This is a genomic window from Prescottella sp. R16, from assembly GCF_030656875.1.
Lineage (GTDB): Bacteria > Actinomycetota > Actinomycetes > Mycobacteriales > Mycobacteriaceae > Prescottella.
Map to the genome: position 1 here is coordinate 1,695,356 of NZ_CP130943.1, position 25,513 is coordinate 1,720,868.

Genomic DNA, 25,513 nt, shown 5'->3' on the forward strand with positions numbered 1-25,513 from the left:
ACCGCGCGCCGGGCCTGCCACGATCCCGGTATGGGTACCGCCATCGGGGACGTGCTTCCCCTCGCACTCGGTGTCGCGATCAGTCCGATCCCGATCATCGCGACCATCCTGATGCTGTTGACGCCGCGGGCCGGCAGCACGGCCACGATGTTCCTCGCCGGCTGGATCCTCGGGATCGCCGTCGGATACACGGTGTTCGTGGCGCTCGGCAGCGTCGTCGACCTGGACTCGGGATCCGACGGCAACCCGGTCACCGCCACGATCCGGATCGTGCTCGGCGTCCTCCTCGTGCTGCTGGCCGTCAAGCAGTGGCGGGGACGTCCCGCACCCGGGCAGACACCCACGATGCCCGCGTGGCTCGCCGCGATCGACAAGGTGACCCCGGCCAAGGCGCTCGGGCTCGGGTTCGCGCTCGCCGCCGTCAACCCGAAGAACCTGCTGATGATCGTCGGCGCCGCCGTCGCCGTCGCCCACCTGGGGGTCGGCGCCGGGACGGCCGTCGTCGCGGGGGTGGTGTTCACGGTGCTCGGCGCGGTCACGGTCGCGGTACCGGTGATCGGTTACTTCAGTGCCCGGGAACGCGCGACGTCGTGGCTGACGGGCCTGAAGACGTGGTTGACCGCGAACAACGCGGCCGTCATGGCCGTGCTGCTCCTGGTGATCGGGGTGATGTTGATCGGCAAGGGCATCGGCGGATACTGACCACCCCGAAACACGGGTTTCCCCTCCGGCTTTCGAGAACCGGTCACGGATGGAAAGCTCACCGTCCATGCAGCCGAAGAACATGGTGTGGATTCCGGGTGGAACGTTCTGGATGGGGTCGGAGGACTTCTATCCGGAGGAACGTCCCGTCCACCAGGTGGATGTCGACGGATTCTGGATGGACACCCGCCAGGTGACGGTCGCCGAGTTCCGCCGGTTCGTGAAGGCCACCGGGCACGTCACGACCGCGGAGATCGCCCCCGACCCCGCGGACTACCCCGACGCGGATCCCGCCCTGCTGGTGCCGGGCTCGCTGGTGTTCACCCCGCCGGCCGGTCCGGTGTCCCTCGACGACTACCGGCAGTGGTGGTCGTGGACGCCCGGCGCGGACTGGCGGCATCCCGAAGGTCCGGGCAGCAACGTCGGGGGCCGTGAACGTCACCCCGTCACCCACGTCTCGTACACCGATGCGCTCGCGTACGCGGCGTGGGCGGGCAAGGAACTGGCCACCGAGGCCGAATGGGAGTTCGCGGCCCGCGGCGGACTCGACCGCGCCACCTACGCGTGGGGCGACGAGTTCACCCCGAACGGACGCCATCAGGCCAACACGTGGCAGGGGCAGTTCCCGTGGGAGAACCTCGTCGAGGACGGTTTCGTCGGCACCTCGCCGATCGGCAGCTTCCGTCCCAACGGGTACGGCCTGCTCGACATCACCGGCAACGTGTGGGAGTGGACCTCCGACTTCCACACCGCCGATCACAGCAGCTCCGGCAAGAACGTGGCACCGGCGTCGTCGTGCTGCATTCCCCGGAACCCCCGCGTCGAGGTCGGGGAAGCGCGTGACGGCGAGGTGTATCCGCGGCGTGTCATCAAGGGCGGCTCGCACCTGTGCGCCCCCAACTACTGCCTGCGTTACCGGCCCGCGGCCCGGCAGGGAGAGACAGAGGAGACGTCCACCTGCCACATCGGTTTCCGATGCATCGTGCGAGGACCCGGACCGAACTGATGGAGGACTGGCTCGAGCGGGAGATCATCGGCAACGGGCGGCTGCCGCTGCTGTTCTTCCTGATCGGTTTCCTGCTCGCGTTCCTGTTCATCCGGCTCAGCGTCCGCATGATCCGCGCCGAGGTGCGGTGGTGGCCCGGCAACATCACCCCGGGCGGCCAGCACATCCACCACGTCGTGTTCGGGGTCGTGACGATGTTCGCGTCCGGTATCGCCCTGATCGCCGTCTACGAGACCGCGACCCAGGCGACCGGCGCGGTGATCGCGACGTTCTTCGGGATCGGGTCGGCGCTCGTCCTCGACGAGTTCGCGCTCATCTTCTACCTCAAGGACGTGTACTGGTCCGACCAGGGACGGGCATCGGTGGACGCGGTGTTCGTCGCACTCGCCGTCACCGGACTGCTGCTCCTCGGGTTCCAGCCCCTCGAACTGCTCGACCTCGCCGAATGGCGCGAATCCCCGCACATCGCGGTCCGCGCGACCGTCGTCGCCCTGGTACTGGTGAACCTGGTGATCGCGGCCGTCGTCATCCTCAAGGGCAAGATCTGGACCGGGCTCGTCGGACTGTTCGTGTTCCCGATCCTGCTGGTCGGCGCGATCCGGCTCAGCCGCCCCGGCGCACCGTGGGCCCGCTGGCGGTACGTGCGCAAACCGCGCCGGATGCGGCGGGCCGTCGAACGGGAGAAGCGGTTCCGGCGGCCGATGATCCGCGCCAAGATCTACGTCCAGGACCTCGTCGCCGGAAAACCCAGCGTCGAACATGCGCTGACGGCCACCGAGGAGGTCCTCGACCGCACGGTACAGGCCGCGCCACCACCGATTACCACGCGTCCGGGGGCATCTGGCACAATGGTCGGGTTGCCTGGCACAGGCGACACCACTCTGATCTGAGCACGAACCAGTCGAGCCACCGCCGCTCGGTTCCTCTGCTCCTGCGATGAACGCAAGGATGGAACAACCATGAACACCCTGGACTTCCTGGACGCCAAGTCCCTCCGTGACGACATCCCGGAGTTCCGCGCCGGTGACACCCTGAACGTGCACGTCAAGGTTATCGAAGGCTCGAAGGAGCGCGTGCAGGTCTTCAAGGGCGTCGTGATCCGTCGCCAGGGTGGCGGCGTGCGCGAGACCTTCACCGTCCGCAAGGTGTCGTTCGGTGTCGGCGTCGAGCGCACCTTCCCGGTCCACAGCCCCAACCTGGCGCAGATCGAGGTCCTCACCCGCGGTGACGTCCGTCGCGCCAAGCTGTACTACCTGCGCGACCTGCGCGGCAAGGCTGCGAAGATCAAGGAAAAGCGCTGATCATCGTGCGCTGAGCGGTAACGCTCCGAGATCCACCGGTTGGCCCGGCACCGTTCCATGCGGTGTCGGGCTAATCTGTTTCGGTGGCAGACGCACCGCAGGACCCGTCCGTGAGCCCGGACGCGAACACCGGCCCCGGTACCGAAACGCACGGCAAGCATCGCGCCGACGGACCGGCCGCCGGCACCCCGGACCCCGGGAAGGGCAAGAAGGCCAAGAAGTCCCGCTCCCTGTGGCGGGAGATCCCGATCCTGATCCTCGTCGCCCTCGTCCTCAGTTTCCTGCTCCAGACGTTCATCGCCCGCGTCTACCTGATTCCGTCAGAGTCGATGGAACCGACCCTGCACGGCTGCGCGGGCTGCACCGGCGACCGCATCGTCGTCGAGAAGATCAGCTACCGGTTCGGGGACCCGCAACCCGGTGACGTCATCGTCTTCAAGGGGCCCGAATCGTGGAACGGGACGTGGTCGTCGACGCGGTCGTCGAACACGATCGTCCGCGGGCTGCAGGAACTCGGGTCGATGGCCGGTCTGGTCCCGCCCGACGAGAACGACCTCGTCAAGCGCGTCATCGCCACCGGAGGCCAGACCGTCGAATGCTGCGACGACCAGGGCCGGGTCCTCGTCGACGGCAAACCGCTCGACGAGCCCTACATCCAGATGGACTTCCCGTTCGTCCCCGGCGTCCAGACCTGCGACACCGCCGTGCAGTCCGGTCGCTGCTTCGGACCCGTCACCGTCCCCGAGGGCAACGTGTGGGTGATGGGCGACAACCGCAGCAACTCCGCCGACTCCCGCGCCCACGTGTCCGACGACCTGCAGGGCACCATCCCGCTCGACAACGTCATCGGCAAGGCCACGTTCATCGTGCTGCCGCCGTCCCGGTGGGGCACCATCTCCTCTCCCGACATCCAGCAGCAGTGAGTACCTGGCCCCCGAGAACGATCATTCGCAGAGCCTCCGGTTTGCGGACGATGGAGTCCGCGCTGCTGCGCTGCGGCCTCGGCCCGGTCGCCGGCGTCGACGAGGCCGGACGCGGTGCGTGCGCCGGCCCACTCGTCGTCGCCGCGTGCGTGCTGGGACCGAAACCGCATGCCGCCCTGGCCGGCCTGGACGATTCGAAACGGTTGACCGAGAAGGCCCGAGAGGACCTGTTCCCGGTGATCCAGCGCCTCGCCGTGGCATGGAGCATCGTCGAGATCCCCGCCGCCGAAATCGACCGGATCGGCATCCACGTCGCCAACATCGAAGGCATGCGGCGCGCCGTCGCCGGGCTGACCGTCGCACCCGGCTACGTGCTCACCGACGGCTTCCGGGTACCCGGCCTACCGGCACCGTCGCTGCCCGTCATCGGCGGCGACGCCGCCGCCGCGTGCATCGCCGCGGCCAGCGTCCTGGCGAAGGTGAGCCGCGACCGGACGATGATCGCGCTCGACGACACACTGCCCGGTTACGGATTCGCCGGGCACAAGGGCTACGGCACCGCCGTGCACACCGCGGCCATGCGGGAGCTGGGGCCGACCGCCGAACACCGGATGTCGTACGCGAATGTGGCCGCGGCGAGCCGCGAATTCGAGACAGCAGCGGGCCGCGAATTCGAGTTGGCGGGGGTGGGTGCGCGATGATGGCTGTTCACAACAACGCAGGAGGACGTCGAGGCCGATGAGTGCCGAGGATCTCGAGAAGTACGAAACCGAGATGGAACTGTCGCTGTACCGCGAGTACCGGGACATCGTCGGGCAGTTCTCGTACGTCGTGGAGACAGAGCGCCGGTTCTATCTCGCGAACTCGGTGGAGCTCATTCCGCACAGTGCGGACGGGGAGATCTACTTCGAGGTGCGGATGTCCGACGCCTGGGTGTGGGACATGTACCGGCCGGCGCGGTTCGTGAAGTACGTGCGGGTGATCACGTTCAAGGACGTGAACATCGAGGAGCTCGAGAAGTCGGATCTGCGGCTGCCCGACAACGGGCTCGGCTAGCGTTCCGGGGCACGCGGTCGTACACCACGAAGGGTGGTGTGCGGCCGCGTTTTCCGTTCCTTCGGGGTGAGTTGTCCACAGCTGTCCGTTCATCCACAGGGCAATCTGTTTCCCCAGGTCGCGCCGCAGGCCGCCCGGTGTCGTTCCGGCACCGTGTCTCTCGATCGGCGGGAGGTCCCGCCGCACGAGGGGAGGGCTCGGGATGGGGCGGAACATCGCGTTGGGCGCGCTGGGGGAGGACCTGGCCGCGCAGTATCTGACGGATGCGGGGCTGACGGTCGTCGACCGTAACTGGCGCTGCCGGTACGGGGAACTGGACCTGATCGCCGTCGACGAGGGGAATCCTGCCGGGGACACGATCGTGTTCGTGGAGGTCAAGACCCGGTCGGGCCTCGGATACGGCAGCCCCGCCGAAGCGGTGACCTACACCAAGCAGCGCCGCATCCGGCTGCTCGCACAGCAGTGGCTGACCCGGTCGGGACGACACTGGCCGCACGTGCGGTTCGACGTCGTCGGCGTGCTCGTGCACCGGCACGACACGTCCGCGGACCCGCAGATCACGCACCTGCCGGCGGTGTTCTGATGGCGCTCGGACGGGCGCACTCGGTGGCGGTGACCGGGGTAGAGGGGCAGATCGTGGAGATCGAAGCCGATATCGGCCGCGGGCTGCCGGGCGTGCATCTGGTCGGGCTTCCGGACACCGCGCTGCAGGAGTCCCGGGACCGGGTGCGGGCCGCGGTGACGAACTCGGGGGCGAAGTGGCCGGAGTCCCGGGTGACGCTCGCACTGTCCCCGGCGACGCTACCGAAGGTGGGCAGCGTCTACGACGTCGCGCTCGCGTGCGCCGTGCTCGACGCGGCCCGGCAGATTCCCCGGAAACGGCTGGCGTCGACGGTGCTACTGGGCGAGCTGGCCCTCGACGGACGTATCCGCACCGTGCGGGGGGTCCTGCCGGCGGTGCTGGCCGCGAAGAACGCCGGCTGGTCGACAGTGGTGGTGCCGCTCGCGGCGCTCGCCGAGGCCGGACTGGTCGACGGTATCGAGGTGCTCGGCGCCGACCGTCTCACCGCCGTCACCGACTGGCTGCAGGGCAAGGGTGCGCTCGCCCGGCCGGAACCGTTCGAGTCGGACGGATCCACGGTGCGCGGCGATCTCAGCGAGGTGGTCGGCCAGACGGAAGCGCGATGGGCCGTCGAGGTGGCCGCCGCCGGTGCCCACCACCTCATGCTGACCGGGCCGCCCGGGATCGGGAAGACCATGCTGGCGCAACGGCTTCCGGGGATCCTGCCGCCCCTGACCGAGGCCGAATCACTGGAGGTCACCGCGATCCACTCGGTCGCCGGCCTGCTGCCGGCGGACCGGCCCCTGGTCACCGAACCCCCGTTCGTCGCGCCGCACCACACCACGACGGTCAGCGCCCTCGTCGGCGGAGGTACCGGCATGGCGAAACCCGGTGCGGTGAGCCGCGCACATCGCGGCATCCTGTTCCTCGACGAGTGCGCCGAAATGGGTGCCAAGGTGCTCGAGGCGTTGCGGACACCACTCGAGGACGGTGAGGTGCGCATCGCCCGCCGCGACGGGGTGGCGCGCTATCCGGCCCGGTTCCAGCTGGTGCTCGCGGCGAACCCGTGCCCCTGCGCACCCGCCCGAGACCGGGACTGCGTGTGCCCGCCGACCGTGCGACGCCGGTACCTGGGGCGGCTGTCCGGGCCGCTGCTCGACCGGGTGGATCTGCGGATCCGGATGCAGTCGGCGTCGAGCGAGGCGCTGATGGACGGGGTTGGGGAACCCACCGGCGACGTCCGGGCGCGGGTGGCGGCAGCTCGGGCCGCGGCGGCCGAGCGGTGGCGGGACTTCGGCTGGCGCACCAACGCCGAGGTTCCGGGACCGGCTCTGCGGCAACGGTTCCGTCCGTCCCGCCCCGCCCTGCGCCCACTCGAGCACGCGTTGCGGCGCGGCGAGATCACCGCCCGCGGCGCCGACCGTGCGTTGCGGGTGGCCTGGACGCTCGGCGACCTGGGTGGACGGTCCGTGCCCGGTGAGGACGAGGTGACGGCGGCGCTCGGGTTCCGGGACAAGGGGGCGGCATGAGCACGCACGATCCGCGGCTGCTGGCGTGGGCGTACCTGTCGAAGGTGGTGCAGGGGGCGTGTCCGCCGCTCGCGCAGCTGGCGTCGGCCGTCGGGCCCGAGGACGCCGCACGGGCGGTGCGGGAACGGGACCTGTCGAGTTTCCTGGGCCGGCGCACGTCGGCGCGGGCACACCTGGACACCGCGGCCCGCGACCTCGACCTGCTGGCGGCGATGGGGGGACGGCTCGTCACCCCGGACGACGACGAGTGGCCGAGCTGGCGGCTCCTCGCGTTCGACCGGCTCGGCGACGGCCGCGACGACGGGCCACCACTGGCCCTGTGGGTGCTGGGGGCGCCGCCGCTCGACGACCTGCTGGCGCGGGCGGTCGCGATCGTCGGAACCCGCGCGGCCAGTTCCTACGGTGAGCACGTGACCGCCGAGATCGCCGGTGATCTGGCCGTCGACGACTGGACGATCGTGTCCGGGGCGGCGTTCGGGATCGACGCGGCCGCGCACCGGGCCGCACTCGGAGTCGGCGGCCGCACCGTCGCGGTGCTCGCGTGCGGCGTGGACCGCGCCTACCCGGCCGGGCACGGACGGCTGCTGCAGCAGATCGCCGCGTCCGGTGCGGTGATCAGCGAGTACGCGCCGGGCACCACCCCGGCCCGCTACCGGTTCCTGGCCCGCAACCGGCTGGTCGCCGGACTGTCCGACGGGGTCGTGGTCGTCGAGGCCGGATGGCGCAGCGGGGCCCGCAACACCGCGACGTGGGGGCGTCGGCTGGGGCGTCCCGTGCTCGCGGTGCCGGGCCCGGTGACGTCGGCGGCGTCCACCGGCTGCCACCGCATGATCCGGGAGGGCGAGGCGGTGCTGGTGGCGAGCGCCGCGGACGTCGCCCGGGAGGCCGGCCCGATCGGGGTGGGCGGCGACGATGCCGGTCCGGCGCGGGACCTCGACGCGCTGACCGGTCCCGCGGCCGCGGTGTACGAGGCACTGCCTGCGAGCGGATCCCGCAGTGTGCGGGAGTTGTCGGTGGAGTCGGGAACCCCGACCGAGAAGGTGCGGGCGGTTCTCCCGATGCTCGAGATCGACGGGTTCGTCGGCTCCGACGATTCGGGCTGGTTCCGGGTGCGGTGAGGGTGCTCCCGGTCAGGGGTGCGGTCCCGGCGCGGCGCCGCGCATCATGACGTCCCGGATGCGCCGGAGCCGGTCGGGGTCGGCGTCGCCCGTACGGCCGACGAACGTGGTCAGCGTCGTCACGACCGGTGCCCCGGTGTCGTCGGTGACATCGGTTTCGGTGACGAAGATGTCGATGCCGCCGGTGTGCCGGAAGGAGGCGAGGCACACGTCGACGGTGAGGCGGTCCCCGGCATACATGGGGCGGTGGAAGATCAGCCGCTGATCGGTCTGCAGGATCTGGCTGAGATCGAAACCGGTGACGATCTGCTCGAGCAGGAACCGCTGTGCGATCAGCCCGATCACGGCGACGAACGTGGGCGGTGCGACGAGAGCGGGATGACCGAGGGCGTGGGCGGCCGTCTCGTCGTAGTGGGCGGGATGGGTGTTCTGCACCGCCGTCGCGAACTCGCGCACCTTCTCGCGGCCCACCTCGTAGTGGTCGGGCATGCGGTAACCGAAGCCGACCATGCGCTGCAGGCGGGCGGCCCGAGCGGAATCCGTCTCCGGGGTTCCCGTCGACGACGACACATGTCGAGTGTGACGGAAAACATCCCGTCGTCGACGGGAAACCGGCAGATCGCGGCCACCGCACGCCCGTCGTTTCCGTCCGGAAACATTTGCCCGTTCGCTCCTCTGCGAGGCGCACCGCAACCGGTGCGGGGATCACCTACAGTCACGTCATGGCTACCGTCTGGACCGTTCCCGAAGACATCACCCGTGTACTCCTCGCCGCACCCGGCATCCGCGACTTCCTCACCGATGACGAGGGCCGGGGCACGGCGAGCGATCCACGGGTGCGGCTCGCGGAGTTCACGGCGGTGGTGACGTCGCTGCAGGCGAACGCCGGACGCACCTTCACCTCGGTGCGCGACGCGTCCGGGGTGCTGTTCGACGGGCCGGCCGCCGGGGGCGTCACGATCTCCGATGCGTTGCGGCTCGCGGTGATGCGGGTGATCACCGCGGAGCCGAGGGAACGCAAGCCCGCACCGAATCCGCTGCCGCCGCGGGTCGTCGAGAATCTGGGCCTGTACCTGTATGCGCTGCGCGATCCGCGGGACCGGTCGATCTTCTACGTGGGGGTCGGCCGCGGCAACAAGGTGTATTCGCACGACTGGGATGCGCTGGGGGAGGCCGGCACCCTCGACAGCGAGGGCGTGGGCGACGCCGACCGGGACGCGACCCGCAGCGCATGGATCCAGCGGATCCGCGACATCTACGCAGCCGGGCATTCCGTCGACCACATCGTGCTGCGGCACAACGTCGCGGTTCCGCACGATCCGGTGGCCGCGGCGAAGGAATGCGCGCACCTGGTGGTGGACGCCCTGCGACTGCTCGAGACCGGCACGGGCGCACCGGTCCTGACGAACCTGGCCGGGGAACCGGACGACCTCGAGAAGCGGGCGCTGCCGGTGACGGAACTGGCGGTGCAGTACTCGGCGCTGCCCGCACCCGACCTGCCGGTTCCGGGTGCGCTGGTGCGGGTACCCGCGGCGGCCGATCCGCGGCTGACGCCCGACGAGGTGTACGAGGCGGCGCGCGGTCCGTGGCCGGCCGGAGCCGCGGCCCGGGGTGCCGCGAACCTGCCGGTGATCGTCTTCGCGGACAACATCGTCCGGGCCGTGTACCGGGTGAGCGCATGGGAGTCGCTGGGCCCGGGGCCGGATCAGCAGTGGCGGTTCACCGGTGTCGTCGACGAGGAACTCGCGGCGACGTTCGTGGGTACCCGGGTGACGCCCGACCGGGCCAGCCTCAAGGTGTGGCCCGCGCACGGTTGGGTGCAACGGCTGACGCTGGCCCGCCCGCGTGGGCGGTGAACACCCCCTCGATATATGGTTAGGTAAACCTAACCGAATGAGGGGTGTGGCTGTGGCGCGGAAGACGTCGACGTTGACAGTGGTGCGGACCGAGAGGATCGCTCGGCACCTGGTGCGGGTCGTTCTGGGTGGCCCCGGATTCGACACCTTCGAGCCGTCCGAGTTCACCGACTCGTACGTCAAGATCCAGTTCGGCAGCGCGGACGAGCCGGCCCTGCGGACGTACACCGTCCGGCACGTCGATCCGGTGGCCCGCGAACTGGCGATCGACTTCGTCGTCCACGGCGACGACGGGATCGCGGGTCCGTGGGCGGCCACCGTCGAGCCGGGCACCACGGTGACCCTCCACGGGCCGGGCGGAGCCTATGCGCCGCGCCCCGACGCCGACTGGCACCTCATCGCCGGCGACGAGTCGGCGCTGCCGGCGATCGCGGCGGCCGTCGAAGCCCTCACACCCGACACGGTCGCGAAGGTGTTCGTCGAGGTCGCCGGGCCGGCCGACGAGATCGCACTCGCGGCCGGCCCGCACGTCGAGATCACCTGGGTGCATCGCGGCGTCACCGCGGACACCGCCGGCCCCGATCTGAGCGGGGCCGCGTCTCCGCTCGTCGCCGCCGTCCGCGCCGCGGAGTGGCTGCCCGGTGACGTGCACGTGTTCGTGCACGGCGAGGCCGATGTCGTCATGAAGCATCTGCGGCCGTATCTCCGCAAGGAACGGGGTGTGCCGGCCGCGTCGGCATCGATCTCCGGCTACTGGCGTCGCGGCCGGACCGAGGAAGGCTTCCGGGTGTGGAAGTCGGAGCTCGCCGCGTCCGAGAAGGTGGCCGGCTGACCGGACGCCGCGTCAGTCGGCGCGGGCCAGGATCTTCAGCGACGCCAACGCGACCGTGCCCGACACCAGGATCGCGACCGCCATCGGCACCGCCGTCCCGCCGATACCGACGAGCGGGGTGACGATCGCGGCCAGACCGAACTGACCCGCACCCATGAGCGCCGACCCGGTACCCGCGGCCTCGGTCACCTGCCCCTGCGCGAGCGCGGTGGCATTGCCCATGATGAAGCCGATCGCCGTCACGGAACTGAACATGAGCGGCAGGACGAGCCAGATGTTCGTGCCGCCGATCGTGGTGGCGAGCGTCAGCAGCAGACCGGACGTCATCAGCAGACCCACCCCGAACGTGAGGAGCCGACGCGGCGAGACCGTGCCGATCAGCTTCGTGTTGACGATGCTGCCGAGCATGATGCCCAGCGAGTTGACCGCGAACACGATCGAGAACTGGCCGGGGGACAGTCCCAGGATGCCCTGCACCACGAACGGTGACGCCGAGATGTACGAGAACAGGGCACCGAACCCGAACATGAACGTGAACGCGTACCCGAGGTAGATCCGGTTGGTCACCACGTAACGCAGGTTGCCGGCGAGCGCGGCCAGACCGCCACCGTGCCGGCGTTCGACCGGCAGCGTCTCCGGAACGAGGAACAACACGCCGAGCAGCATGACGACGGCGGCGCCGGCGAGTACCCAGAAGATGCCGCGCCAGCCGACCGGCCCGAGCAGCGCGCCACCCATGAGCGGTGCCACGACGGGGGCGACACCACCGATGATCATCATGATGCTGAACAGTCGGGCCGCCGCATCGCCCTTCGCGCGGTCCGCGATCACCGCGCGCGCCAGCACGATCCCGACGCCGCCGCTGAAACCCTGCAGCAGCCGGGCCGCGACGAGAACCTCGATGCTGGGGGCGATCGCACACAGCACACCACTGACCGCGCACAGGGCCGTGCCGCCGATCAACAGCCGGCGGCGGCCCGTGCCGTCGGACAACGGTCCGGCGATCAGCTGGCCGATGCCGAGACCCGCCATGAACGTCGCGAGGGTCGACTGGACGGCGGTGTCGGTCGTGCCGAGGTGTTCGGTCATCGACGGCAGCGCGGGCAGATACATGTCCGTGGCCAGGGGAGCGATCGCCGAGAGGAGGGCAAGTACGCAGAGCATGGGGATGGGAATCGCTCGTTTCACGCAGGAACCCTATCGGCGCGGGAACTTGCGGAATCCCGAGGCCACCGCGACGGTGGACGTCATGAGCACCTCGGACGCCGCCCCGGAACTCTCGCCGGGACTGCGGGCGCACCTCGACGCCTACACCGAGCATCTGCGGCTGGAACGCGGTCGCTCCGAGCACACCGTCCGCGCGTACATCGGAGACGTGGCGAGCCTGCTCGCGTATCTCGACCGGGACCGCCCGGGGGCACCGCTCGCCGACCTGGACCTGCAGATGCTGAGGGCGTGGCTCGGCGCGCAGGCCGCCGCCGGCGTCGCACGGACGACACTCGCCCGCCGGACGTCGTCGGCCCGGGGGTTCACCGCGTGGGCGCAGCGCACCGGCCGGACCGGCACCGATCCGGGAGTGCGTCTGGCCGCCCCGAAAACGCACCGGACCCTCCCGGCCGTCCTACGGCAGGAACAGGCCGCCGACATCATGACCGCCGCCGAATCCGGGGCCGCCCAGGAAGACCCGATCGCCCTGCGGGACCGATTGATCGTGGAACTGCTGTACTCGACCGGTATCCGGGTCGGTGAACTGTGCGGCCTCGACATCGGCGACGTCGACGCCGGCCGCCGCGTCCTACGGGTCCTCGGCAAGGGCGACAAGGAACGCGTCGTCCCGTACGGACGGCCCGCCGAGGACGCTCTCACCGTGTGGCTGCGGGCCGGGCGCCCCGAACTCGTGAACGACCGTTCCGGTGACGCGCTGCTCCTCGGGCGCCGTGGCGGACGCCTCGACCAGCGTCAGGCCCGCAGCGTCGTCCACGACGCCGTGCAGGCGGTGCCCGGCGCCCCCGACCTCGCCCCGCACGGGCTGCGGCACTCGGCCGCCACCCACCTCCTCGAAGGCGGCGCCGACCTGCGCGTCGTCCAGGAAGTGCTGGGACATTCGAGTCTCGCGACGACGCAGCTGTACACCCACGTCTCCGTCGCCCGACTGCGCGCCGTCCACGACCAGGCTCACCCGCGAGCGTGACCGGCACCGCCGGTGACCGGTAGCAGCCGGATCACCGCCGCCCGTACCAGCGGCAGCGGATCGAGGTAGTCGTCGCGGCCGCGCCGGGCACCCCAGTGCAGGCATGCGTCCACCGCGCACTCGGGATGGCCGGCCACGACGGTGCCGAGCACGTCGCCCCGCAGCACCCGGCTGCCGGTGGTGACCGAGGCGTCGACCGGCTCGTACGTGGTCCGTAGCCCGCTCGCATGCTCCACCGACACCACGGGTCTGCCCGCGACGGCACCCGCGAACACCACCGTGCCCGAGCCCGCCGCGTACACCGCCTGCCCGGCCGCCGCCGCGAGGTCGACGCCCCGATGCCCGGGCAGCCAGTTGTGCTCCGGCTCGTCGAACGGACGGGTCACGTGCGGGCGGGGGTGCAGCGGCCACGTGAACGCCGCGTCGGCGGCCGGCGCGGCCACCGCCGTCGACCCGGCCGTGGCCCCGAACGTGCACCCGGCCGCGAGCAGCACCGCCGTAGCGGTGCGGGCGAGAAGGCGAGGCGGCGGCGGTCGGTGAGGGACGGTCATGGGGCCGACCCTGCCGCCCTCGACCGGCCCGCAGGCACGTCCCGGCACATCTGTGGACGAACTTTTTCCTTGTCCACAGATGTGCCGAACCCCTTGTGTGGCGCGCTCACCTGTGCATTCGCCCACGGTGAGGTGAAGCCGTACACTTGTCGGGCGGTCTGTCCGTGCTGATGCACGTGCAGGCCGACTTCGCGCGTCCGTATCCATATCGGTCGTCGGCTGGTCCCGCACTCGTGCGGGTCCGACGTCGAACGGACGCCAGGGCAGGGGTCACCGATCCCCGCGACAACCGGCACACGAAAGACGAGGTACACAGCCATGGCTGTTGTGACCATGCGGCAGCTGCTCGACAGCGGCGCACACTTCGGGCACCAGACCCGCCGTTGGAACCCGAAGATGAAGCGGTTCATCCTCACCGACCGCAACGGCATCTACATCATCGACCTGCAGCAGACGCTGACGTACATCGACAAGGCGTACGAATTCGTCAAGCAGACCGTCGCCCACGGCGGCACCGTGCTGTTCGTCGGCACCAAGAAGCAGGCGCAGGAGTCCATCGCCGGCGAGGCCACCCGCGTCGGCATGCCCTACGTCAACCAGCGTTGGCTGGGCGGCATGCTCACCAACTTCTCGACCGTCCACAAGCGCCTGCAGCGCCTGAAGGAGCTCGAGTCGATGGAGCAGACCGGTGGCTTCGAGGGTCGCACCAAGAAGGAAATCCTCATGCTCACGCGTGAGATGACCAAGCTGGATCGCACCCTCGGTGGTATCCGCGACATGGCCAAGGTTCCGTCGGCCATCTGGGTCGTCGACACCAACAAGGAGCACATCGCCGTCGGCGAGGCCCGCAAGCTGAACATCCCGGTCATCGCGGTCCTGGACACCAACTGCGACCCCGACCTCGTCGACTACCCGATCCCGGGCAACGACGACGCGATCCGCAGTGCCGCCCTGCTGACCAAGGTCGTCGCTTCCGCCGTCGCCGAGGGCCTGCAGGCCCGCGCCGGTGCGAGCGCCGACAAGGACGCCAAGCCGGAGGCTGCAGCCGGCGAGCCGCTCGCCGAGTGGGAGCAGGAGCTCCTCTCGCAGGCTGCTCCGGCAGCCGAGGGTGCTGCCCCGGCAGCCGAGGGTGACGCCCCCGCCGCGGACGCCCCGCAGTCCTAGTCGATGCGGCCCCGACCACTTACCGGTCGGGGCCGTTTCACTCATCTGTTTCGCCGGCCCGATGGGATCCGTCGGGCCGGCATCGAAACTCATCCGAGGAGGATCGCCCCATGGCGAACTACACCGCCGCCGATGTCAAGCGGCTCCGTGAGCTCACCGGCTCCGGCATGATGGACTGCAAGAACGCGCTCACCGAGACCGACGGCGACTTCGACAAGGCTGTCGAGCTGCTGCGCATCAAGGGTGCGAAGGACGTCGGCAAGCGTGCCGAGCGCTCCACCGCCGAGGGCCTGGTCATCGCCAAGGACGGCGTCATGATCGAGCTCAACGCCGAGACCGACTTCGTCGCGAAGAACGCCGAGTTCCAGGCGCTCGCCGACACCGTCGTCGGTGCCGCCGCCGCCGCGAAGCCGGCCGACCTGGAGGCCCTCAAGGCCCTCGAGGTCGACGGCAAGACCGTCGACGCGCTGGTGCAGGAGCTCTCCGCCAAGATCGGTGAGAAGCTCGAGCTGCGTCGCGTCGTCTCCCTCGACGGCCCCGTCGCCACCTACCTGCACAAGCGTGCTTCGGACCTGCCGCCGGCCGTCGGCGTGCTCGTCGAGTACACCGGTGAGGGCGACGCCGCCGCCGAGGCCGCTCGCGCCGTCGGTATGCAGGTCGCGGCCCTCAAGGCCAAGTACCTGTCCCGTGACGAGGTTCCGGCCGACGTCGTCGAGGCCGAGCGTCGTGTCGCCGAGCAGACGGCGAAGGAAGAGGGCAAGCCCGAGGCTGCCCTGCCGAAGATCGTCGAAGGCCGTGTCAACGGCTTCTTCAAGGACGTCGTCCTGCTCGAGCAGTCGTCGGTGACCGACTCCAAGAAGACCGTCAAGGCTCTTCTGGACGACGCCGGTGTGACCGTCACCCGCTTCGCGCGGTTCGAGGTCGGCGCCAGCTAGTCGCCCCACATCGGCCCCGTACGGACCGCTCCGGTCGGTACGGGGCCGATCTGTGCGGCGGGGCGGGTCCGGCTGGGTCGAACCCGCTCCGATGAGGCAGGATGACGGTGTTCGTTGCCGAACGCCAGACTTTTTCAGTACCGATCGATCTGCAAGAGCATGCAAGAAACAGAGGGAGAACTATGACCGCACCGGCCGACGAACGTCCAGGATTCCGACGAGTACTTCTCAAGCTCGGCGGTGAAATGTTCGGCGGCGGCACGGTCGGTCTGGATCCGGACGTCGTGACGACCGTCGCGCAGCAGATCGCCGAGGTGGTCCGTTCCGGTGTGCAGGTCGCTGTCGTCATCGGTGGTGGCAATTTCTTCCGCGGTGCCGAACTGCAGCAGCGCGGCCTCGAGCGGGCCCGCTCCGACTACATGGGCATGCTCGGCACTGTCATGAATTCGCTTGCGCTGCAGGACTTCCTGGAGAAGGAAGGGATCGACACGCGCGTGCAGACCGCGATCACGATGGGGCAGGTCGCCGAGCCGTACCTGCCGCTGCGGGCCCGCCGCCACCTCGAGAAGGGCCGCGTCGTCATCTTCGGCGCCGGCATGGGCATGCCCTACTTCTCCACCGACACCACCGCCGCGCAGCGCGCCCTCGAGATCGGTGCCGAGGTGGTCCTCATGGCGAAGGCCGTCGACGGCGTCTACAGCGCCGACCCGCGGATCGACCCGGACGCCACCATGTTCACCCAGATCACCCACCGTGAGGTGATCGAGAAGGGGCTCAAGGTCGCGGACGCCACCGCGTTCAGTCTCTGCATGGACAACCGGATGCCGATGATGGTGTTCAACCTGCTCACCGAGGGCAATATCGCCCGGGCGGTGTCCGGTGAGAAGATCGGAACACTGGTCAAGTCGTGATGTCGTGCATCACGATCGAGATGGACAACGAGTTGGAGGAGAACAGCCGTGATCGATGAAGCCCTCTTCGAGGCCGAAGAGAAGATGGAGAAGGCCATCACGGTTGCGAAGGACGACCTCTCCTCCATCCGCACCGGACGCGCGAACCCGGCCATGTTCAACCGGGTCGGCATCGAGTACTACGGGGCGTTCACGCCCATCACACAGCTCGCGAGCATCAACGTGCCCGAGGCGCGTCTCGTCGTCATCAAGCCGTACGAGGCGTCGCAGCTCGGCCCGATCGAGAACGCGATCCGCAACTCGGACCTGGGTGTCAACCCCACCAACGACGGTGCCCTGATCCGGGTGTCGATCCCGCAGCTCACCGAGGAACGCCGCCGCGACTACGTCAAGCAGGCGAAGACCAAGGGCGAGGACGCCAAGGTCGCCATCCGCAACGTGCGCCGCAAGACGATGGACGAGCTGTCCCGGATCCAGAAGGACGGCGAGGCCGGCGAGGACGAGGTCGGCCGGGCCGAGAAGGAACTCGACAAGACCACGTCGCGCTACGTCGCCCAGATCGACGACCTCGTGAAGCGCAAGGAAGCCGAATTGATGGAGGTGTAGTGGTGGGGAAAGCTGACGGCGCATCTGTCGCGTCGCCGGACCCGGCCGCTGCACCGTCCAAGGCCGGACGCAACCTTCCCGCCGCTATCGCCGTCGGCGGCGGCCTCGGTGCAGGATTGATCGTGATCCTGCTCTTCGCCCCCCTGGTGTTGATCGGGGTGGTCGCCGTCGCGATGGCGATCGCGACGTGGGAGGTCACCAAGCGTCTGCGTGAGGCCGACATCAGCGTCCCGCTGATCCCGCTGCTGCTCGGGGGGCAGGCCGTCATCTGGTTGAGCTGGCCGTACGGCCCGCCGGGGGCATTGGGGGCGTTCGCGGGAACGGCCCTGGTGACGATGGTGTGGCGGCTGTTCGATCGCGGGCTCAAGGCCACCCCACGAAACTTTCTCCGCGACACCGCGATCGCGGTGTTCGTGGCTGCCTGGATCCCACTGTTCGCGTCGTTCGCGACGCTGATGGTGCTGCAGGACGACGGCGCCGGCCGGGTGTTCTGCCTCCTGATCGTCGTCGTGTGTTCGGACGTCGGCGGCTACGCGGCCGGCGTGTTCTTCGGTAAACATCCGATGGTCCCGGCGATCAGTCCCAAGAAGTCCTGGGAGGGTTTCGCCGGATCGCTGGTGTTCTGCGTGATCGGTGGCGTTCTCAGCGTCACGTTCATCCTGGACGCGAACCCGCTCGTCGGCGCGCTGCTCGGTGTGGCGTTGGTGTTCACCGCGACCCTGGGCGACCTCATCGAGTCCCAGGTCAAGCGGGAGCTGGGCATCAAGGACATGGGCACGTTGCTGCCCGGTCACGGCGGCATCATGGACCGTCTCGATTCGATCCTGCCCTCGGCGTTCGTCACCTGGCTCGTCCTGACCGTCCTGGTGTGAGCCGCTTCGACCGCAGTGTTCGGGCTCGGGGACCGATCCCGAGCCCGAACATCTGGCACTGGCCGCACCTCTACGAGGTGGAGAACCGCGCACAGGACGTCGACGGTGTCGTCTTCGGCACCCTCTCCGAGGTCGCGGACTGGCGGGGCCGAGACGTCCTCGACGTGGGCTGCGGTGCCGGATTCCATCTGCCGCGGTTCGCGGCCGCCGCCCGCTCGGTGACCGGGGTGGAGCCGCACCCGCCGCTCGTCGCAGCGGCCCGGGAGCGGGTGGCCGGGCTCGCGTCGGTCACCGTCCTGCCCGGATCCGCAGAGGCCCTACCGCTTCCCGATGCCTGTGTCGACGTCGTGCATGCGCGTACCGCCTACTTCTTCGGCCCCGGCTGCGGGCCGGGCATCGTCGAGGCGATGCGGGTGCTGCGTCCCGGGGGAGTGCTCGCGATCGTCGACCTCGATGCCACCGTCGCCCCGTACGGGGCGTGGATGCGCGCGGACCTGCCCCACTACGATCCGGCTGCGGTCGAGGCGTTCTTCGACGCCCAGGGGTTCACACTGCGCCGGGTACGCACCCGCTGGCAGTTCGAGGACCGGGCCACGCTGCGCGCCGTCCTCGGAATCGAGTTCAGCGAGCGGATCGCGCAGCGAGCGTTCACCGAAACCCCCGGAGTGAGCCTCGACGTCGGCTACCGCATCCACACCCGTGTCGCGCCGACCGGTCTCGTGCTCTGACGCGTCGCGTCGCTACCGGTCGAGCCCGAACAGCTCCGCGAGGTGCGTGATCTTCTTCGCCCTCGCGAGCCGCGGCATATCGCTGCCGTCGCGGACCCGTTCCCCGTCCGGCCCGAGATCGGCGATCACGTCCTGCGCCCACGCGACGTCGTGAGGGCTGGGGCTCAGCGCCCGGTTGATCACGGCGGCCTGATCGGCGCGCAGGCACAGTTTTCCGGTCAGGCCGAGGGAGACGGTGGCCGTGCAGTCCCGCTGCAGGATCGTCTCGTTCGTCGACAGCGTCGGCCCGTCGATGGGGCCGCCGGGCAGTCGCGCGGCACGGCTCGCGATCACCAGCCGCGACCGGGGATACGACATCGCGGTCGGGTCGTCGCTCATCCCGGTGTCGCGGCGGAAGTCGCCGCTGCCGAATGCGAGCCGGAACGTGCCGTGGGCGCGGGCGATGTCGGGTGCGGCTTCGAGTCCGACCGCCGATTCGACGAGCGCGATGATCGGGGTGTCGTCCGGTAGCCGCTCGGCGGTGGATTCGATCTGGTTGCCGCTCTCCGTCTTCGCCAGCATCACCCCGGACAACCCCGGAAGGTCGCGGATCGCGGCGAGATCGTCGGCCCAGTGCGCCGTCGTCGCATCGTTGATCCGCACCCACGCTTCGTGCCCGCCGCCGAGCCGGTCCACGACGTGTCGTCGCGCCGTCGGCTTGTCCGCGACGGCGACGGCGTCCTCGAGGTCGAGGATGATCGCGTCGACCTCGCCGGGCCGGACGAAAGTGTCCGGTTTCGACGCGGCGGTCAGCATCCACGTACGGGCGACGTCGGCACGGACGCCGGATCGGGTCGGCCGGGAGGCATCGGTCGTCACGGGGCAGTTCCTTCCGGGGGACGCGTACTCGTGTCGTGGTCCCATCGTGCTCCGCTCGGCCGGACGCGGCCACCGCTACCGCGCAGGCCGGCTGCCCGCACGTTTCGCGACGCGGCGGATCTGGAAGATCCGCACCCCACCCGCGAGGGCCATGATGACGGCGCCGGCGATCGCCGCCAGCAGCAGGCTGATGCCGGCCGGGAGCGTGAACTCCCACACGAACAACTCGAAGGTCACCGAATCCAGGTTCTGCAGGATGAAGACCAGGAGCAGGACCGCGACTACGATGCCGACGACGAGCCCCACCCACGTCGAGGCGGCGCGAGTGCGGGGGATGACGCCGGTGTCGTGGACGTCCGGGGCCGGGGTGTCGTGCCGGGGGACGGTGGGACGGGCACCGGTGTCGTCGACCGGGCCGGGCTCGTCCTGCGGGGTGGAAGACATGTGTCGATCATCACCCACCCTATGGCGTTGCGCACGTGTATCGATACGCGGACGGAGGTGATGGGAGAATGGCGGCACTATGTCTGTCTCCCTGCCTCTCGTCTTCACCGCGCCGCGCCGCGGAATGCCGCCGCGACATCTCGCCGACCTCGACGCCGACGAGCGCAAGGAGGCCGTGAAGGAACTGGGTCTGCCGGGATTCCGTGCCGACCAGCTGGCCCGCCAGTACTACGGCCGGCTCGAGGCCGACCCGGACAAGATGACCGACCTGCCGGCTGCGATGCGCGAGAAGGTCGGCTCCGCGTTGTTCCCGCAACTGCTCGACGTCGTCAAGCACGTCGCATGCGACGCCGGCCAGACCCGCAAGACGCTGTGGAAGGCCCACGACGGCACTCTGCTCGAGAGCGTCCTCATGCGCTATCCGGACCGCGCGACGCTGTGCATCTCGAGTCAGGCCGGCTGCGGTATGGCGTGCCCGTTCTGCGCGACCGGTCAGGCCGGGCTCACCCGCAACCTGTCGACCGCCGAGATCGTCGACCAGGTGCGGGCCGCGGCCGCAGCCCTGCGCGACGGGGAGGTCGAAGGGGGAGAGGGCCGCCTGTCGAACATCGTGTTCATGGGCATGGGTGAGCCGCTCGCCAACTACAAGCGGGTCGTCGCCGCGGTCCGCCGGATCACGTCCCCGGCCCCGAACGGTCTCGGCATCTCGCAGCGCTCCGTCACCGTCTCGACCGTCGGTCTCGCCCCGGCGATCCGCAAACTCGCCGACGAGGACCTGTCGGTGCGCCTCGCGGTGTCGCTGCACACCCCCGACGACGAACTGCGCGACACCCTCGTCCCGGTCAACAACCGCTGGCCGGTCGCCGAGGTCCTCGACGCGGCCCGCTACTACGCCGACAAGTCCGGCCGACGGGTGTCGATCGAGTACGCGCTGATCCGTGACGTCAACGATCAGCCGTGGCGCGCCGACATGCTCGGCAAGAAACTGCACAAGGCCCTCGGCCCGCTCGTGCACGTCAACCTCATCCCGCTCAACCCGACACCGGGCAGCAAGTGGGATGCCAGCCCCAAGCCGGTCGAACGCGAATTCGTCCGCCGTGTGCAGGCACAGGGCGTGTCGTGCACCGTCCGCGACACCCGCGGCCAGGAGATCGCCGCGGCATGCGGTCAGCTCGCGGCGGAGAACTGATCCCGGTCCCGCTCACGTCGAAGGCCCCGCACCGAATCGGTGCGGGGCCTTCGACGTGAGTACCGGTGTCCGGTGAACTACCGGGGCTTGCGGCGCAGAACGATGTCGCGCACGAGGATGAACACGATCGCGCCGGCGAAGCCGAGCAGGAACAGGTCCTCGACCTTGCCTTCGTGGTTGCCGATGAACATCAGCAGCAGGAACGCCGCGAAGAACCAGCCTGCGAAACGGAACAGACGCGGAGCCTCACCGCTCCAACCCCATGCGGCCGAGGGCACCTCGGCGGTGTCGACGTGCGCGGCGACGACCGGGTCGTTGGAAGTGGGGTCCAGCTGGGTACCGGCCACGGCACGATCCTCCTGATCTTGCGAAAGCAGTTTCCCGCATATCGTGGCATACGACCCGGCGTCGTAGCGACCGGGGTCCGCCCGGGTGTCGGTCGGTCCTGTCAGTTTCCTCTCAGCAGCATCAGGAACAATGGTCGGGTGCCTGAACCCACACGCATCCTCCTGCTCGGCAGCACCGGCTCCATCGGTACCCAGGCCCTCGAGGTCGTCGCCGCCAACCCCGACAAGTTCGAGGTGGTCGGTCTCGCGGCCGGTGGCGGGAACATCGACCTGTTGGCACGTCAGATCCGGGAGACCGGGGTGACGCGGGTCGCGGTCGCCGACTCCGCCGCAGCGGCGCGCCTCGACCTTCCCGGGGTGCTGTCCGGTCCGGACGCGGTCACCGAGCTGGTGCGTTCCACCCCGGCGGACGTCGTCCTCAATGCGCTCGTCGGGTCGCTCGGCCTGGCGCCCACGCTCGCCGCGCTCGAGTCGGGTGCGCGGCTCGCGCTCGCCAACAAGGAATCCCTCGTCGCCGGCGGACCGTTGGTGACGGCGGCCGCGGCACCCGGCCAGATCGTGCCCGTCGACTCGGAGCATTCGGCGCTCGCCCAGTGTCTGCGCGGTGGCCGGGCCGACGAGGTGGCGCGGCTGGTGCTCACCGCGTCCGGCGGCCCGTTCCGCGGCTGGACCGCCGCCGCGCTCGAAGACGTCACCCCCGAGCAGGCCGGCGCGCATCCGACGTGGTCGATGGGCCCGATGAACACCCTCAACTCGGCGTCGCTCGTCAACAAGGGGCTCGAGCTGATCGAGACGCATCTGCTGTTCGGCATCGACTACGACCGCATCGACGTCACCGTGCATCCGCAGTCGATCGTGCACTCGATGGTCACGTTCGTCGACGGCTCGACGCTGGCGCAGGCCAGCCCACCGGACATGAAACTGCCGATCGCGCTGGCGTTGGGCTGGCCGGACCGGGTCCCCGGCGCTGCGGCGGCCTGCGACTTCTCGGCCGCGTCCACCTGGACGTTCGAACCGGTCGACAACGTCGTGTTCCCCGCGATCGACCTGGCCCGGCAGGCCGGGAAGGCCGGCGGCTGCACGACCGCCGTCTACAACGCAGCCAACGAGGTCGCCGCCGAGGCGTTCCTCGCCGGGGCGCTGAGCTTCCCGTCGATCGTCCGCACCGTCGAGAAGGTCCTCGCCGCCGGCGGCGAATGGTCGGCACCGCCCGCTACCGTGGACGACGTACTCGCGGCCGACGGGTGGGCCCGCGCGCGGGCGCGTGATCTGGTGAAGCAGGAGGGCTAGAGCAACCATGGTCTTCGCTCTCGGGGTGGTGCTGTTCGCGCTCGGCATCGCACTGTCCATCGCGCTGCACGAGGCCGGTCACATGTGGACCGCGCAGACGCTCGGCATGAAGGTGCGCCGTTACTACATCGGCTTCGGGCCGAAGATCTTCTCGTTCCGCCGCGGTGAGACCGAGTACGGGCTCAAGGCGATCCCCGCGGGCGGCTTCTGCGACATCGCCGGCATGACCGCGATCGACGAACTCGCCGACGACGAGGTCGACCGCGCCATGTACAAGCAGAAGGCGTGGAAGCGGATCGTCGTGATGTCCGGCGGCATCGTGATGAACTTCGTGCTCGGGTTCGTACTCATCGTTGTCCTGGCTGTCGGGTGGGGGTTGCCGAACCCGGAGACTCGCGCCGTCGTGGAGAAGACGGTGTGCGTCGCGCCCACTCAGGCAGGGAAGGAGAGCGGCTACGCGCTCGCGACGTGTACCGGGGATGGTCCTGCTGCGGCCGCCGGTATTCGTGCCGGTGATGTCATCACCGCGGTGAACGGCACGGAGACCGCGACGTTCGGTGATCTGGTGAAGGCGACGCAACCCCTGTCGGGGACGGCGGACTTTACGATCGACCGGGACGGACAGACCCTGGTGCTCCCGGTGCAGGTCCAGCAGGCTCAGCGGTGGGTCAACCCACCGGGATCGACCCTGGAAGATCCGCTCCCGCCGGTGTCTCAGGAGGTCGGTGCCATCGGTGTCGGCGCGCCCCCTGGGATCGTGCAGTACTCGCTGCTGTCGGCGATTCCGGCGAGTGTGTCCTACACCGGCGACATTTTCGTGCAGACCGCGCACGCCCTGACCCAGATGCCGGCGAAGGTCGTCGACCTCTGGGATGCGGTGACCGGCGGTGAGCGAGGCAAGGACACCCCGATCAGCGTGGTGGGGGCCTCGGTGATCGGCGGCGAGGTCGCAGAGGAGGGCTTGTGGCAAGTCTTCATCGGTATGCTCGCCACCCTCAATTTCTTCCTCGGCATGTTCAACCTGCTGCCGCTGCTGCCGCTCGACGGCGGCCACATCGCGGTGACGGTCTACGAGAAGATCCGGAACTCGATCCGGAAGATGCGCGGGCTGGCGGCCGGTGGCCCGGTCGACTACATGAAGCTCATGCCCGTGACGTACGTGTTCGTCGTCCTCGGTGGCGCCTACATGCTGCTCACCCTCACTGCGGACATCGTCAACCCGATCCAGCTGTTCCCCTGACCCTGCCGAAGGATCCGGCCGGGTGATCCGGTCGAACGATAGACTTGCCCCGTACCAACGAAAGAAGGCGAAACGTGACCAGCCCCGTCGGTTTGGGTCTGCCCGAGGTTCCCGCTGTGCTCGCTCCGCGTCGCAAGACGCGTCAGCTGATGGTCGGCGGTGTCGGTGTCGGCAGCGACCACCCGGTGTCGGTGCAGTCGATGTGCACCACCAAGACGCACGACATCAACGCGACCCTGCAGCAGATCGCCGAGCTCACGGCGTCCGGCTGCGACATCGTCCGCGTCGCGTGCCCGCGCCAGGAGGACGCGGACGCGCTCGCGACGATCGCGAAGAAGAGCAAGATCCCGGTGATCGCCGACATCCACTTCCAGCCGCGGTACATCTTCGCGGCGATCGACGCCGGTTGCGCCGCGGTCCGCGTCAACCCCGGCAACATCAAGGAGTTCGACGGCCGCGTCAAGGAGGTCGCGAAGGCGGCCGGGGACGCGGGCATCCCGATCCGGATCGGCGTCAACGCCGGTTCGCTCGATCCGCGGCTGATGCAGAAGTACGGCAAGGCCACCCCGGAGGCGCTCGTCGAGTCGGCGCTGTGGGAGGCGGGCCTGTTCGAGGAACACGGCTACGGCGACATCAAGATCTCCGTCAAGCACAACGATCCCGTCGTCATGGTCGAGGCGTACCGGCAGCTGGCCGCGCAGTGCGACTACCCCCTCCACCTGGGTGTGACCGAGGCCGGTCCGGCGTTCCAGGGCACCATCAAGTCGGCGGTCGCGTTCGGCGCGCTGCTGTCCGAGGGCATCGGCGACACCATCCGGGTCTCGCTGTCGGCGCCGCCGGCGGAGGAGATCAAGGTCGGCACGCAGATCCTGCAGTCGCTGAACCTGCGTCCCCGCAAACTCGAGATCGTCTCGTGCCCGTCCTGTGGTCGGGCGCAGGTCGACGTCTACAAGCTTGCGAACGAGGTCACGGCCGGGCTCGAGGGCATGGAGGTGCCGCTGCGGGTCGCCGTGATGGGGTGTGTCGTCAACGGTCCCGGTGAGGCCCGCGAGGCGGACCTCGGTGTCGCGTCCGGCAACGGCAAGGGGCAGATCTTCGTCAAGGGCCAGGTCATCAAGACGGTCCCGGAGGCGCTGATCGTCGAAACCCTCATCGAAGAAGCGATGCGGATCGCCGAGGAGATGGAAGCCGGTGGGCAGCCCAGCGGCGCCCCGTCGGTGACCGTCGGCTGAAACCTCCCACGCAGCGCCCCTTCGTGGCAGTCTTGCTCTCGACGACACACGGTCGGCAGATTCGGACACG

General features: G+C 69.5%; 29 protein-coding genes. 23 read left to right on the forward strand and 6 right to left on the reverse strand.

What is annotated here, in order from left to right; all coding sequences use genetic code 11:
* Window positions 1-30: 30 nt before the first annotated feature.
* The 10 genes from Q5696_RS07975 (at window position 31) to dprA (ending at window position 8,197) form a co-directional block, all read left to right on the forward strand.
* Window positions 31-702: a GAP family protein gene (locus Q5696_RS07975; protein WP_305094654.1), complete on the forward strand. Its 672-nt coding sequence runs from the start codon at window positions 31-33 to the stop codon at window positions 700-702.
* Between the two features lie 49 nt (window positions 703-751).
* Window positions 752-1,708 (forward strand): formylglycine-generating enzyme family protein, encoded by a 957-nt coding sequence (locus Q5696_RS07980; RefSeq protein WP_514131061.1) that lies wholly within the window; start codon window positions 752-754, stop codon window positions 1,706-1,708.
* On the forward strand, window positions 1,708-2,598 hold the full coding sequence (locus Q5696_RS07985; protein WP_305094655.1) for a hypothetical protein: 891 nt from the start codon (window positions 1,708-1,710) through the stop codon (window positions 2,596-2,598). The genes Q5696_RS07980 and Q5696_RS07985 overlap by 1 nt, the downstream gene beginning before the upstream one ends.
* A gap of 69 nt (window positions 2,599-2,667) precedes the next feature.
* On the forward strand, window positions 2,668-3,009 hold the full coding sequence (gene rplS / locus Q5696_RS07990; RefSeq protein WP_305094656.1) for a 50S ribosomal protein L19: 342 nt from the start codon (window positions 2,668-2,670) through the stop codon (window positions 3,007-3,009).
* Window positions 3,010-3,119: 110 nt separating this feature from the next.
* Entirely contained in the window at window positions 3,120-3,932 is an 813-nt protein-coding gene (lepB, locus tag Q5696_RS07995) for a signal peptidase I (protein ID WP_370654911.1), read from the forward strand.
* A complete protein-coding gene (locus Q5696_RS08000; RefSeq protein WP_305094658.1) occupies window positions 3,929-4,633 on the forward strand; it encodes a ribonuclease HII in 705 nt (234 codons plus the stop codon). The genes lepB and Q5696_RS08000 overlap by 4 nt, the downstream gene beginning before the upstream one ends.
* 37 nt (window positions 4,634-4,670) lie before the next feature.
* Window positions 4,671-4,988 (forward strand): DUF2469 domain-containing protein, encoded by a 318-nt coding sequence (locus tag Q5696_RS08005; protein ID WP_305094659.1) that lies wholly within the window; start codon window positions 4,671-4,673, stop codon window positions 4,986-4,988.
* A gap of 202 nt (window positions 4,989-5,190) precedes the next feature.
* Window positions 5,191-5,571: a YraN family protein gene (locus Q5696_RS08010; protein WP_305094660.1), complete on the forward strand. Its 381-nt coding sequence runs from the start codon at window positions 5,191-5,193 to the stop codon at window positions 5,569-5,571.
* Window positions 5,571-7,079 (forward strand): YifB family Mg chelatase-like AAA ATPase, encoded by a 1,509-nt coding sequence (locus Q5696_RS08015; protein WP_305094661.1) that lies wholly within the window; start codon window positions 5,571-5,573, stop codon window positions 7,077-7,079. Before Q5696_RS08010 ends, Q5696_RS08015 begins: the two co-directional genes overlap by 1 nt.
* Complete coding sequence (gene dprA / locus Q5696_RS08020; RefSeq protein WP_305094662.1) at window positions 7,076-8,197, forward strand: DNA-processing protein DprA; 1,122 nt, start codon at window positions 7,076-7,078, stop codon at window positions 8,195-8,197. The genes Q5696_RS08015 and dprA overlap by 4 nt, the downstream gene beginning before the upstream one ends.
* Before the next feature lie 12 nt (window positions 8,198-8,209).
* Here dprA and hadA read toward each other — a convergent pair whose 3' ends face one another.
* A complete protein-coding gene (gene hadA, locus Q5696_RS08025; protein WP_370654912.1) occupies window positions 8,210-8,707 on the reverse strand; it encodes a (3R)-hydroxyacyl-ACP dehydratase subunit HadA in 498 nt (165 codons plus the stop codon).
* A 212-nt stretch (window positions 8,708-8,919) separates the two neighbouring features.
* On the opposite strand from hadA, the gene Q5696_RS08030 reads away from it, so the two are divergent.
* Entirely contained in the window at window positions 8,920-10,053 is a 1,134-nt protein-coding gene (locus Q5696_RS08030; RefSeq protein ID WP_305094664.1) for a GIY-YIG nuclease family protein, read from the forward strand.
* 52 nt (window positions 10,054-10,105) lie between these two features.
* A complete protein-coding gene (locus Q5696_RS08035; RefSeq protein ID WP_305095177.1) occupies window positions 10,106-10,885 on the forward strand; it encodes a siderophore-interacting protein in 780 nt (259 codons plus the stop codon).
* Window positions 10,886-10,897: 12 nt separating this feature from the next.
* Here Q5696_RS08035 and Q5696_RS08040 read toward each other — a convergent pair whose 3' ends face one another.
* Complete coding sequence (locus Q5696_RS08040; RefSeq protein ID WP_305095178.1) at window positions 10,898-12,049, reverse strand: multidrug effflux MFS transporter; 1,152 nt, start codon at window positions 12,047-12,049, stop codon at window positions 10,898-10,900.
* A gap of 124 nt (window positions 12,050-12,173) precedes the next feature.
* Between Q5696_RS08040 and Q5696_RS08045 the strand changes: the two genes are divergently transcribed.
* Entirely contained in the window at window positions 12,174-13,076 is a 903-nt protein-coding gene (locus tag Q5696_RS08045) for a tyrosine recombinase XerC (protein WP_305095179.1), read from the forward strand.
* On the opposite strand, the gene Q5696_RS08050 is transcribed toward Q5696_RS08045, so the two are convergent.
* Window positions 13,061-13,627 carry a M23 family metallopeptidase gene (locus tag Q5696_RS08050; RefSeq protein WP_305094665.1) on the reverse strand — a complete coding sequence of 189 codons (567 nt, stop codon included), beginning with the start codon at window positions 13,625-13,627 and terminating at the stop codon, window positions 13,061-13,063. The two genes, Q5696_RS08045 and Q5696_RS08050, sit on opposite strands and share 16 nt — an antisense overlap.
* 318 nt (window positions 13,628-13,945) lie before the next feature.
* Here Q5696_RS08050 and rpsB point away from each other — a divergent pair, with 318 nt between their 5' ends.
* The 6 genes from rpsB to Q5696_RS08080 all read left to right on the forward strand — a co-directional run bounded on the left by rpsB (window position 13,946) and on the right by Q5696_RS08080 (window position 18,843).
* Complete coding sequence (gene rpsB / locus Q5696_RS08055; protein ID WP_305094666.1) at window positions 13,946-14,791, forward strand: 30S ribosomal protein S2; 846 nt, start codon at window positions 13,946-13,948, stop codon at window positions 14,789-14,791.
* 110 nt (window positions 14,792-14,901) lie between these two features.
* Window positions 14,902-15,726 (forward strand): translation elongation factor Ts, encoded by an 825-nt coding sequence (gene tsf, locus Q5696_RS08060; RefSeq protein WP_305094667.1) that lies wholly within the window; start codon window positions 14,902-14,904, stop codon window positions 15,724-15,726.
* 182 nt (window positions 15,727-15,908) lie between these two features.
* Window positions 15,909-16,637, forward strand: coding sequence for a UMP kinase (pyrH, locus tag Q5696_RS08065; protein WP_305094668.1), 729 nt, complete (start codon window positions 15,909-15,911; stop codon window positions 16,635-16,637).
* Between the two features lie 48 nt (window positions 16,638-16,685).
* Window positions 16,686-17,243, forward strand: a complete 558-nt coding sequence (gene frr, locus Q5696_RS08070; RefSeq protein ID WP_305094669.1) for a ribosome recycling factor — start codon at window positions 16,686-16,688, stop codon at window positions 17,241-17,243.
* A gap of 2 nt (window positions 17,244-17,245) precedes the next feature.
* A complete protein-coding gene (locus tag Q5696_RS08075; protein WP_305094670.1) occupies window positions 17,246-18,115 on the forward strand; it encodes a phosphatidate cytidylyltransferase in 870 nt (289 codons plus the stop codon).
* The gene (locus Q5696_RS08080) at window positions 18,112-18,843 is read left to right on the forward strand and encodes a class I SAM-dependent methyltransferase (RefSeq protein ID WP_305094671.1); all 732 of its coding nucleotides are present in this window, start codon (window positions 18,112-18,114) and stop codon (window positions 18,841-18,843) included. Before Q5696_RS08075 ends, Q5696_RS08080 begins: the two co-directional genes overlap by 4 nt.
* Window positions 18,844-18,855: 12 nt before the next feature.
* Here the strand turns inward: Q5696_RS08080 and Q5696_RS08085 are convergent, their stop codons facing one another.
* Together Q5696_RS08085 and Q5696_RS08090 are read right to left on the reverse strand one after the other, a co-directional pair.
* Window positions 18,856-19,701, reverse strand: coding sequence for an HpcH/HpaI aldolase/citrate lyase family protein (locus Q5696_RS08085; protein WP_370654879.1), 846 nt, complete (start codon window positions 19,699-19,701; stop codon window positions 18,856-18,858).
* Window positions 19,702-19,776: 75 nt separating this feature from the next.
* Entirely contained in the window at window positions 19,777-20,145 is a 369-nt protein-coding gene (locus Q5696_RS08090) for a LapA family protein (protein WP_305094672.1), read from the reverse strand.
* A gap of 79 nt (window positions 20,146-20,224) precedes the next feature.
* Here Q5696_RS08090 and rlmN point away from each other — a divergent pair, with 79 nt between their 5' ends.
* Window positions 20,225-21,334 carry a dual-specificity RNA methyltransferase RlmN gene (gene rlmN / locus Q5696_RS08095; protein WP_305094673.1) on the forward strand — a complete coding sequence of 370 codons (1,110 nt, stop codon included), beginning with the start codon at window positions 20,225-20,227 and terminating at the stop codon, window positions 21,332-21,334.
* Window positions 21,335-21,411: 77 nt separating this feature from the next.
* Here rlmN and Q5696_RS08100 read toward each other — a convergent pair whose 3' ends face one another.
* Entirely contained in the window at window positions 21,412-21,681 is a 270-nt protein-coding gene (locus tag Q5696_RS08100; protein ID WP_305094674.1) for a DUF2631 domain-containing protein, read from the reverse strand.
* A gap of 156 nt (window positions 21,682-21,837) precedes the next feature.
* On the opposite strand from Q5696_RS08100, the gene dxr reads away from it, so the two are divergent.
* The 3 genes from dxr to ispG all read left to right on the forward strand — a co-directional run bounded on the left by dxr (window position 21,838) and on the right by ispG (window position 25,443).
* A complete protein-coding gene (gene dxr / locus Q5696_RS08105; protein WP_305095181.1) occupies window positions 21,838-22,971 on the forward strand; it encodes a 1-deoxy-D-xylulose-5-phosphate reductoisomerase in 1,134 nt (377 codons plus the stop codon).
* A gap of 7 nt (window positions 22,972-22,978) precedes the next feature.
* Entirely contained in the window at window positions 22,979-24,211 is a 1,233-nt protein-coding gene (locus Q5696_RS08110) for a M50 family metallopeptidase (protein WP_305094675.1), read from the forward strand.
* Between the two features lie 74 nt (window positions 24,212-24,285).
* Entirely contained in the window at window positions 24,286-25,443 is a 1,158-nt protein-coding gene (ispG, locus tag Q5696_RS08115) for a flavodoxin-dependent (E)-4-hydroxy-3-methylbut-2-enyl-diphosphate synthase (protein ID WP_305094676.1), read from the forward strand.
* Window positions 25,444-25,513 lie beyond the last annotated feature (70 nt).